Source organism: Gluconobacter albidus, from assembly GCF_002723915.1.
GTDB lineage: Bacteria > Pseudomonadota > Alphaproteobacteria > Acetobacterales > Acetobacteraceae > Gluconobacter > Gluconobacter albidus.
This window is the reverse complement of sequence record NZ_BEWL01000003.1, coordinates 303,828-314,200: the sequence shown is the minus strand read 5'-3', so window position 1 is coordinate 314,200 and position 10,373 is coordinate 303,828. Positions and strand designations below refer to the sequence as shown.

The window sequence follows — 10,373 nt, the reverse complement described above, 5'->3', positions numbered from 1 at the left end:
CAATTAATTGGATGCGGTACCTACGGGTTTTTATTTTTGGATGAGGCATATTGATTGCCAGGGATTTGAACATCAATAGCGAAGCAAGCAGGAAAGGCCTATCAAAACGAAAAGAGGGGCAGATCCCTAAAGGTTCTGTTTCACTGAAAACCGAAGCGGGGCGGATCAAAATCCCCCCCGTTTTTTTGCGCGTGAATGCTGGACTTCAGACAAAAAGAGAGGGGCCGAAGCCCCTCTCTTTCAGTGTTCTGCCTGATTGGAAGATCAAAAATGAACGCCGAGGTTCATCTGGAACGAACGGCCGATGATCGCGTCGTAGTAGCGATTCAGGCTGACCGTACCGGGATACTTTGGCAGCGCATTGGTGATGTTGTTCACCATGAAGCTGGCGCTGAAGTTCTTGGTGATATCGTAGCCAAGCGTCAGGTTGAACATGGCAAAGGACGGACGTTTGTTGGCAAAGTATTGGGTGGCCGGCACCTGCACTGCGTAGTGCGAAGGGCCATACCAGAGGGTCTGCCACTGCAGGCTGAACGGACCACGGATATAGTTCGCATTCAGCGTGAAGTTGTCGTTGGGTGCTGCTGTCGTACCGCTGAGCAGATAGGTGTTGCCCAGATAGCTCTGCTGGCTCTTGAGATAGTGGACATAGGTGCCTGTCAGGCCGACCTCACCCGAAGATGATGGCAGACCAAAGCGCGACAGTGGGCTGTTATATTCGAGATGAGCTTGCAGAGCCTGTGTCTCGTAGTTGGCAATATTATAATAACCAGCCTGGTAGTTCTGGAGCTGGCCATCTGCTCCACGTGTAAAAGCGGCGCAGTAGGTATTGCTTGGCCCGTAGGACGTCGAGTCGTAGCAACCGTCCATGATATCTTGAGCACCAAGATATGTGATCGCGTTGTTGATCTTTACGTCTACGAAGGAGCCCATAAAATCGAGGCCGCGAATAAAGTGCGGGTGGAATTCAAGGTTTCCGGTATAGCTGGTGGAAACTTCGTTCTTCAGCTTGTTATTGCCACCTGCGGTGCCCTGAACAGTGAAGTTGTTGAAGTTTGACTCGAACGGCTGCTTGATCCCGGCTTTGGCGCAGTTGGCGGCACGCACAGCGGGATTCGGACCAGCATCGACACCAGCCGACGAGCAGGGGTCGATACCATCCTCGTAATCTGTGCTCTTGGGGGCGAACAGTTCGGTGACGGACGGGTTACGGACCGAACGGGAATAGTTACCGCTCAGGCCGAAGTCTTGTGTCGGCCACCAAGCACCACCAAACATATAAGTCCAATAGCCACCGGTCATGCTGTTATTGATGTAACGACCGTTTGCTGAAGCGGACAGGTTATAGATGCCAGGCACATGCATGCTGGGTGAGACCAGCGGAACTTCAAGTTCCCCGAAGACTTCATGCGTGTGGTAGGAGCCGCCTGTGGGCGGCAGCGAGGTTGAGTTGCCATACTGCAGATATGAACCGTCAGACTGTTCCCATCCGCGGGAGAAAGCGCCTGGATTGAAGCGATAACCTTCGCGTCGATGTTCGTAACCGATATCCCAGCGGATATCGCCAGCGGGAAGGCGCATGACCGTGCTGGAAATTTCAGCCTGAATGTCGCGTTGTGCGTTGGCATTCTTCTGGTGGGCATCAGCCAGGATGTAATTCCGTGCTGCAGGTGTGGACTGACCGGTACCGAACGGGTTGAACGGTGCGCAGGTGGAGCTGCGGGTCTTGATGGGGGCGCTGGTGTAGCCGGGGGCGCAGACGATATTGCCGCTGGCGTCCGTCGTGGCATTAAGCGCGTTGACGAGGTTTTGTGTGACGATGGAAGGCTGCCATGTATCGTTCAGATAGCGGCTGTATTCCCCGCGAACTTTCCAGTTGAAGTGACGACCGACGGCATCGAAGTCACCGTTCAGCCCCCCTTGGAAGCGATACATCTGCATCGTTGTCTGATACATGCCCGCATCCAGATCCTGATTCAGGCGCGACATGTAGAACGTGTCAGTCGGCAATCCAGCTGCGGACAGGGCATTCACGATCGTGCTGCGTGCAGAAGAAGAGAGATACGGATTGTTGGTGCTCAGCGCATAAGCGCCGTTCACTTCAGCATTGTTGTGGTAATTGGACAGTGTCAGAGGGTCTGAGGCAAAGAGCGGAGTATTCCAGGTGCCTTGCCCAACGGTGCTGGATGCAGTGCCGCGAGCGTACCAACCCTGCCATGTTGCATGGATATGGTCGGTGATGTCGTAATGACCGAGCAGCGTCAGGTTCAGCTTGTTGGTGGGGGTGTAAAGCTGGCTATAATCCTGAAGTGCCGTTCCGTTGCCACCCACGACCGTAGTTGGGCTTTTGGTCGCATAGTTCCACGTCATCGGGACGAGGGACTGGCCATTGCCACTGAACATCAGGGGCTGACCGGCAGCATTGGAGATGCCGCTCAGTATCTGACCACCGTAGATCGGCGGATCTCCAGCAGTCAACTGCGGAACGCCAGTGACAGATGCGATGACGTTACGCGCACCCTGTGCAAGATTATAAGTATACTTTCCTGTTCCGCCAATCGGCTGACGAACATATGTGGTGGCGTTGCGACCGGTCAGATAAGGCCGGTCATTGTCGACCATACCGCCGTTATTTCGGTATTCAACATCGAATACCATGCCGCCTTTGCCGTGATCAAAGTCGTGACCAACTTTGAAGGTGATTTTTTCACCGGGGGCATCGAGCTTCTGGCTCCAGTTACCCTGGGCATTGAAGTCTACGCCAGTGAAGTGATCGTCAAGTTGGTAGTTGACCACACCAGCCACAGCGTCCGCGCCATAGGCTGCGCCTGCGCCACCCAGCTTGGTTTCCACACCTTTCAGGATTGAGGTCGGAATGGCACTGATATCAACCTGCGACCCTGATCCCGCACCGTAAAGGGATGCCGTTGACCCGCCCACCATGCGCATACCGTCGACCAGCGTCAGGGTTCGGTCACTGCCGAGATTGAGCAGGGAGGTGAAGGACTGACCTGCACCGAAGCTGCCCTGGCTACCGATCGGTGTGTTGTCGCCGACACCGAAAGCGGGATTTTCACGCATCAGCGCGATACCGATATCGGTGTAACCACGCTTCTTGATCTGGTCTGCGCTGAGTGTTGTTCCAGCCATGACATTTGTCAGGCGTGTCTGGGACAGGCGTGTACCGGTGACCGTGACAACTTCAGCTGTGTTTGCAGCTTCCGTTCCCTGCTGCAGCACCTTGCTGTTCGACTGGGCTGCGGGAGCCGTCGCCGTCGCGGTTGCAACCGGGGCTGCGGCAATGGCTGCCGGAGCTGCGATGGGTGCAGTTCTGGCTGTCGTGGCAGCTTTTACCGGAGCCTTTTTCTTGGCTGCGCTCTTGTGAGCGGAAACGTGCTTTGCGGGTGCGGTCGTGGTGCTCTGGGCATGAGCGTTCACGCAAGGCAGGACACTGTAGGAAATGCCGGCCATCAGGAACATCCGGACGACTGTCCGGGGCGCAGGAGTGCGCTTTTTCAATGAATGTAGCACAGAGGTGGTCATCGCGGCCGTTGTCCCTTCTTGATAAGGTCGCATGAAATTTTTGTATCTCTGGCGACATGTTCATCGAAAATCGAAACGGTGTGCAATGCTTCTGCTACGAAAATGCAACATACTTGACACATGTCATGAAAGGCGTTGCGCTTATGTCACATTCTTGAATTTCAAAGTTTTGTTTCAAATAAATTCAAAAAGAATAAAGTAAATATAAATACAAAAAACAAAAATAAAAACCGGGAATAATTAAATAAACAAAGAAATATTATTATGTTTCTGAATTTGCATGGCAAAATTTTTAATAATCATTAAATTAAAAATATTTCATAAATCTGTATTTTGTTTTTTGGTACTGCAAAAAAATCCGCATGTATCTCTCAAATTCTTTTTTGATCCCTGAAAGCCGTTGGTAATTTATCGCAAAATCTGAAAAGTAACTTAGTAGCGATTTAAAATAGTTTATATTGAAAATTTTCGTTGCCTTTATCCCATGAAAAACAAAGGGAAAACGATTCGGGAGGCATTTTTCTGGTGTTAATAACGAAACATAAAAGTTGTTACTGTATATGTGCCTGATCTTTTCTTTAAGGGTGGTTTCCCCTCCTGACGTCAGAGGGGGAAGCCATTGCTGAACCTTAATGAAAACGGCAGGGTTGATCCGTGGTCGGCTGTTCGTCCGTCTGGATAACCATCAAAGTGACGGGGCCGTCGCCGATATTGCCTGCGAAATGGCCGATATGCCCTTTTGCGTCCTTGCGGCTCATCTGGTCTTCGCCGAGGGAGACGTCGCCCGGGCCCATGACGACCTTTTTTCCATCCATGGCCGTTACGTACCAGGAGCCCTTCAGCGGGATGATCCACTGGACTTTGGGATCAGGATGCCAGCTTCCGTCCCAGTGTGCGGGCTGCACGGTGGAAATGATCTGTGCGTTGCCTTCATGCACATGATCCTGCCATTGCGGCCCGGCGGGTTTGGACATGGTTTTCAGGTTGTAGTTGTGAAACGGGCAGCGGGTCATGTGACTGATGCCGTCATGATCCGTCCAGTTGTGCCAGTACCAGGCTGTTGGCGGGGTGGGATCAGCGGCGTGTGCGGCACCGAAGGCTGTTACCGACAGGAGTGCCGCAGCAAGGGAAAGAAGTCGTGTCATGCGTCTCATCCTTCAAGCGGGGGTGGCTGATAACGGTTCATGGGAGCGATGTCGTTGAAGCGTTCCTGATGCGGCGTGCAAACCAGTTCCACGATCATGCCCCAGGGCGTGCGGCCGTAGCAGAACATGTTTCCCGGCGCTGCTTCGAGCGAGGGCTGGCCCTGTGGTTCGGTCAGGAGCGTGCCGCCCGCTTCGCGAAAACGGTGGCAGGCGGCGTGGATGTCATCGACATAGACCGCGAAATGCTGAAGACCCCAGTCGCACGGGCGCGCGGCCTCGTGCTGGTCGGGGCCTTTCATTTCGAACAGTTCGATGCCCGGGCCCTGGCCGAGCGCCATCATGCACATTTCAATGACGACGGTGCCCTGCGGCAGACCAAGGATTTTTTCCGTCTCCGGGCCTTGCTGCGGCGCGGTGCGGGTGACGTTCCGGTAGAGGGCAACTGCGCCGAACGCTTCTTCAAGAAAGCGGATGGCGGCGTTGATGTCCGGGACGGTGACGCCAACATGGTCGATGCCACGCGGCAGACCTGAATGTTCTGTGGTCAAGGGAAGATCCTCCGTTGCAGAAGATCTCAACCCCTGAGGAAACGCACGGTTGCCAGAATGTCCGTCACATTACGGCAAACCGTGTCAGCAAAGGGGGCCTGTGTTCAGGCCTCGTCGGTGGGGCGTTTGGGCAGCAGGGCCGGGACGAACACCATCGTGCAGAGCAGCGTGCAGCCAAGCGACATCAGAAGCAGCCGCCCCATGCTTGCGGTCCCCGGATGGCCCGAGCGGGCGAGCGAGCCAAAGGCCGTGGCGGTTGTCAGGGCGGAGAACAGCACCGCGCGCGCCGTCGGAGACGTCAGCGGGCCCTTCACGCCTTCACGCCAGTTCATGACGAAATAGATGTTGAACGACACACCCACACCCAGAAGCAGCGGCAGGGCGATGATGTTGGCGTAGTTCAGCGTCTCCGGCACCGTGACGATCAGGATGACGGTCAGGAGCGCCGACATCAGCAGCGGCGCCATGACAAGTGCTGCATCCAGCAGACGCCGCAGTACGACCAGCAGGATGATGGCGATCATGATCAGCGCGCAGATGGCCGCCACTTTGAAGGCATGGACGATCGTATTGGCGCTTTCCGTGATTTCCATCGCGGGGCCGGCGACATCCGGATTGACCGAACGCAGTTCGCTGACGAAGCGGTGCAGCACCGGCGTTTCGGACATCTGGCCCTTGGGATGGATCGTCAGCCGTGCACGGCCATCCGGAAGGACGTAATCCTGGCACACATCCTGCGGAATGTTCTCCATCGTGACGGGCGTGGGCTGAAGCGCCATCCGCAGCATCGAAAGCTCGTCCGGCAGGAACCGCGTCAGGGCGGTGCTGGCCTGAAGCAGTGTGTTGTCCGGAGCTGTGGACAGCGTGTGCAGCGCCTGACGGATTTTCTCCAGCGGTGCGGGAAGCTGCTCCTTTACGGCGTCCAGCTTCTGCACGGCAGCGATGGCGGCGGCGCGGATGGCGGCGGCGTCAGGCGCGGGTTCAGGGCTTGCCACCGTGATGGTCGGCAGGAGGATGGAGGCGGTGTCCTCGATCATGGCCAGCTTGGTTTTCTGGTCATCGGGGACCAGCGCGCCGAGCCACAGCACATCATGCACGCTGGGGAGTTTCGAGAATTCCGCAGCCTGCTTTGCCGCGTCCGTCAGGTTCGGGGTCAGGACCTGCGCGCTATAAGGCGTCGTGAGCGGATTGGCTTCCAGCAGATGCAGCGCCCGCATGCCCTCGGTGTTGGGGTCTTTGGTGTGCAGCGGATCGGCGTCGAATTTCAGGAGCGGCATGAGGGCCAGCCCCACGATCCCCAGAAGGGCGAAAATGCCGACGACCTTGCGGCGCTTGTGCCGCAGGAACGCATCGGCGGGCGCCATGAACGTAAAGCCCGGCTCTCCGCTGCCCAGCTTCGCACGAAAGACGGACAGCAGGGCCGGCAGAAGCGTCATGGTGCAGAAAAAGGCGATCAGCATGCCGAAGCCCGCGATCAGCCCGAGCTGCGCCACGCCAATGAAGCTCGTGGGATAGAAAGCGAGGAAGCCTGCCGCCGTGGCGAGGGCTGCGACAAGGATCTGCGCGCCGCTCTCCTGACCCGTCAGGACGATGGCATCATGCAGGGAAGGATATGATCCGTCCGCGTTCCGCTGCCCGCGCAGACGCACGGTGTACTGGATGGCGAAATCGACCGCGATGCCGACGAACAGGATGGCGAAGGCTACCGAGATCAGATTCAGCTCCCCCACCGCCAGAGCGGCAAAGCCGGTCGTCAGCAGCAGGCCGCTGATGAGGGTCAGCAGGATCGGAAGAATGACGCGCGGGGAGTGGACTGCAAGGATCAGCCACACCGCGACCAGAACCAGTGAAATGATGAGCCCCAGCACCATGCCATGTGCGACAGTGGAGAACTCCTCATCCGACAGCTTCACCTCGCCCGTGATGATGCCAGTGGCCTGCTTCGTCTTCACGAATTCAAGATTGTTGATCGCCTGACGCATGGCGGTCGTGGCACCTTCGCCGGGCTGGAAGGAGCTGTAATCCAGCTTGGGCTGCGTGACGACGAACTCGTAGCGTGAGCCCAGTTCCGCCAGCTTGCCGATCAGAAGATTCTGCCAGGACATGTCCTGCGGATGACCGTCCGCAGCCTGTGTCAGGGAGGTTGCGAAGCCGTCCAGAGCGCCGTTGAAGCCGCTGGGGATGCCCTGACCGGCCTTGATGCCCTCACCGATCAGGCCCAGCGCGCCGAACAGGCCGCGTGCAGACGGATCGGCGGCGAGCGTGCCGAGGAAGGGCTGGGCGGAGACGATCGAATCCAGCAGCGGCTCCAGATCCTTCGTGTCGAGGAACAGGAAGCCATGACTGTTATAGAAAGGGTTATCGCCGGGAAGGCTGACCGTCTTGAAATGCGTATGGTCCTGCGAAAGCGTGGCCGCAAGCTGCCGTGCGGCCAGGCGCCCCTGTTCGGGGATGCGGCTGTCGAGGATGGCGACGAGCTGGTTGCTGTCCTGAGGGAACAGGCGCGTCAGCTCCATGCTCCGCTTTTTCCACGGCAGACTGTTGGCAAACATTTTGCTCGTGTCAGTGGTCACACTGATGCGTGTGACACTCAGGGCAACGCTGGCGGCACAGAGCAGTGCGAACAGCGCCAGAACAAGGGGCGCACGACGCGCGCAGACGGCATTCAGCCGACCGGTCAGATCCGAAAACATGGGGGCTACCCTTAACAGAACGGGCAGCGTTTCCCTACCCCATCCTGACATTTCGGCGATCCTAATGCAGAAGGAAAGCCATGACATGGACTCTTCCCGGCCCCGCGACCTATGAAAGTGTGATTCGCAACAGTGTTTTCCGGGCTTCCGCTGCCCCTGTGGAAGACGAAGCCGCCGCCATGACCTTCTTCCGCGACGTCGCCGTGCTGGACGCAACCCATAACTGCTGGGCCTTCAAAACCGGTCAGCGTTTCCGGTGCAGCGATGACGGCGAACCCGGCGGCACGGCCGGGCGACCGATCCTGTCCGCCATTGAAGGGCAGGATTTCGACAATGTCATGATCGTCGTCACGCGCTGGTATGGTGGCGTACAGCTTGGGGCCGGGGGGCTCGTGCGGGCTTATGGCGGCGCGGCTTCGGCCTGTCTACGCGAGGCGGAGCGGATCGAGCGGATCGAAACCGTGCCTTTACGCTTTCACTGCCCGTTTTCCAGCTATGCGATGGTGGAGTCCAAGATCGAAAGCTGGCGTGCGAGCCGGACCGAATGCGACTTCGATGCCGCAGGCGCCTGGATGACGCTGGCCGTACCAGTGGAAGAAGCGGATGCCATCACGGACTGGCTGCGGGATCTGACGCGGGGACAGATGGACATTACCCGACAAGATTAAAAACTAAACAAAATGGTACATTTTATTTAAAACCATCAGGATTGATGTTTTTTCAGGTCTGCATAATGTTCTGCGAACCCCGTCTGGAGTTCTCAGGGCATGTCACGTCATCATTCATATCGGAACCGGTCCCTTCTGGCTATGATGGCGCTTGGAATCTGCACCTCCAGACTGGCAGCAGCAGCCGATCCATCCACTGTCCCGACTGCAAATTCGGCAGAATGGATCCACGTTTCCTCCACGGAACGTCCCCCCATCCAGAACTATCCCCATGCCGGTGTCGTGGGACAACCGCGTCGTGTCGTGGCCAGCCAGAACCATGCGCCGCAGGGACGGCAGGGTCCGTGGGGAGCATTCAGTTATGGCAACGGCGAGTCAGCAGGCTTTGGGCCGGTCGGTCGTTACGGTGTGGCCCCCTGGGCGGAAGACTGGAGCTTCCTGCGCGATAAAAAGCGCCGTGATGATCTGTTTGATCCGCTCAAATTCATCGCCCTGAACGATGCGAAAACCATCTGGCTCTCGTTCTCGGGCGAAACGCGCCTGCGCAACTGGTACGAGGAGACGCCCTTTCTGGGAAAGAAGGGCGGCAGCAATTCCGGCCGTTTCGGCGTGCGGAACCTCTATGGCGCGGACCTGCATTTGGGCGAACACGTCCGGCTGTTTGGGCAGCTCATCAATGCAGATGCCGGGGGCTGGAAAGGCTTCGGCTACAACACGACCTATCGCAAGCGGCTGGACCTTCAGCAGGCCTTCATCGAGTTCAAGGGCAAGCTTGCGGGTGCGCAGACCGGCTTCATGTTTGGCCGTCAGCAGTTCCTCGATGCACCGTCTTACGTCCTGTACAACCGCGAAACGCCCAACGTCCCGCTATCGTGGAACGGCGGACGGATCTATGCGATCTGGCCCAATATCCGCGTGGATGCGTTCGATTTCGTCCAGACCAAAACCGACGCGACCCTGATGTTCCACGATACGGAAGATTACAACACGCGCCTTTATGGCGGGGACATCACGGCTCTCGTGCCGCAGTTCTCGATCGGCGGCGAGACGGTCCATTCGTTTCTGGATATTTTCTATTATGGATACCGCTATGGCGGCAGCCTGTCGGTCGTCCCGCTTGTATCCGGTGCCCTGAAAGGCACGTCTTCACGCGGGAATGTCGGTTTCCGCTGGTACGGCACCGCTGCGTCCTTCGAATATTCGTTCGGCGGCCTCTATCAGGACGGGACGTTCCAGAAATCCGGCAGCGCGAAAAAGAGCGACGTGCAGGCTTATTCGGTCAATACAATCGTGGGATACCGGCATACGCCTTCGCCGCTGCACCCGTTCATCGGCGTTCAGGCGGATCTGTATTCCGGTGGCGCGAACGGTGCGGACGGCCCGGTCCGGACTTATATGGCGCCCTTCAACCCGCAGACGAACTATCTGGACACCACGACCTATATCCAGCCGTCCAACCTCGTCAGCCTCTCGCCGGTCCTGAGCGTCACTCCGTGGAAAGGCTTTGCGAGCATCCAGTTCAAGGTGCCGTTCATGTGGAGGGAGAACGCGGATGGCGCGATCTGGAACTCCTCCGGCCCATACACATTCTCGAAGACCTATCACGGCGGCTATATCGGCGTGGTGCCGCAGGCGTCCCTCAAGCTCCAGCTCAACCGGCACCTGACCTGGCAGATCTATGGCGCGCGGTTCATGGCCTCGAATGGACTGCATACGGCAGGCGGCAAAAGCGGAAGCTACGCCCAGTCCAATGTCGTCTTCCGCTTCTGAGGGCTT

The 10,373-nt window shown here is 57.5% G+C and carries 6 protein-coding genes; 2 read left to right on the top strand and 4 right to left on the bottom strand.

Features of this window, described 5'->3' with window-relative positions:
- Positions 1-264: 264 nt before the first annotated feature.
- The 4 genes from GAL01_RS06545 to GAL01_RS06530 all read right to left on the bottom strand — a co-directional run bounded on the left by GAL01_RS06545 (position 265) and on the right by GAL01_RS06530 (position 7,929).
- Positions 265-3,471, bottom strand: coding sequence for a TonB-dependent receptor domain-containing protein (locus GAL01_RS06545; RefSeq protein WP_231865201.1), 3,207 nt, complete (start codon positions 3,469-3,471; stop codon positions 265-267).
- 701 nt (positions 3,472-4,172) lie between these two features.
- A complete protein-coding gene (locus GAL01_RS06540; RefSeq protein WP_373317667.1) occupies positions 4,173-4,688 on the bottom strand; it encodes a cupin domain-containing protein in 516 nt (171 codons plus the stop codon).
- 5 nt (positions 4,689-4,693) lie between these two features.
- The gene (locus GAL01_RS06535; protein WP_174694454.1) at positions 4,694-5,236 is read right to left on the bottom strand and encodes a VOC family protein; all 543 of its coding nucleotides are present in this window, start codon (positions 5,234-5,236) and stop codon (positions 4,694-4,696) included.
- 104 nt (positions 5,237-5,340) lie between these two features.
- A complete protein-coding gene (locus tag GAL01_RS06530; RefSeq protein WP_062027204.1) occupies positions 5,341-7,929 on the bottom strand; it encodes an MMPL family transporter in 2,589 nt (862 codons plus the stop codon).
- An 80-nt stretch (positions 7,930-8,009) separates the two neighbouring features.
- Between GAL01_RS06530 and GAL01_RS06525 the strand changes: the two genes are divergently transcribed.
- Together GAL01_RS06525 and GAL01_RS06520 are read left to right on the top strand one after the other, a co-directional pair.
- Positions 8,010-8,597: an IMPACT family protein gene (locus GAL01_RS06525; RefSeq protein WP_099253146.1), complete on the top strand. Its 588-nt coding sequence runs from the start codon at positions 8,010-8,012 to the stop codon at positions 8,595-8,597.
- A 99-nt stretch (positions 8,598-8,696) separates the two neighbouring features.
- A complete protein-coding gene (locus GAL01_RS06520) occupies positions 8,697-10,367 on the top strand; it encodes an alginate export family protein (protein WP_062026970.1) in 1,671 nt (556 codons plus the stop codon).
- The last annotated feature ends 6 nt before the right edge of the window (positions 10,368-10,373 follow it).

Excerpts from the sequence above, each read along its gene's own strand:
- GAL01_RS06530 (WP_062027204.1), bottom strand. The coding sequence starts at position 7,929 with ATGTTTTCGGATCTGACCGGTCGGCTGAATGCCGTCTGCGCGCGTCGT.
- GAL01_RS06525 (WP_099253146.1), top strand. The coding sequence starts at position 8,010 with ATGACATGGACTCTTCCCGGCCCCGCGACCTATGAAAGTGTGATTCGC.
- GAL01_RS06540 (WP_373317667.1), bottom strand. The coding sequence starts at position 4,688 with ATGACACGACTTCTTTCCCTTGCTGCGGCACTCCTGTCGGTAACAGCC.
- GAL01_RS06545 (WP_231865201.1), bottom strand. The coding sequence starts at position 3,471 with ATGGCCGGCATTTCCTACAGTGTCCTGCCTTGCGTGAACGCTCATGCC.
- GAL01_RS06520 (WP_062026970.1), top strand. The coding sequence starts at position 8,697 with ATGTCACGTCATCATTCATATCGGAACCGGTCCCTTCTGGCTATGATG.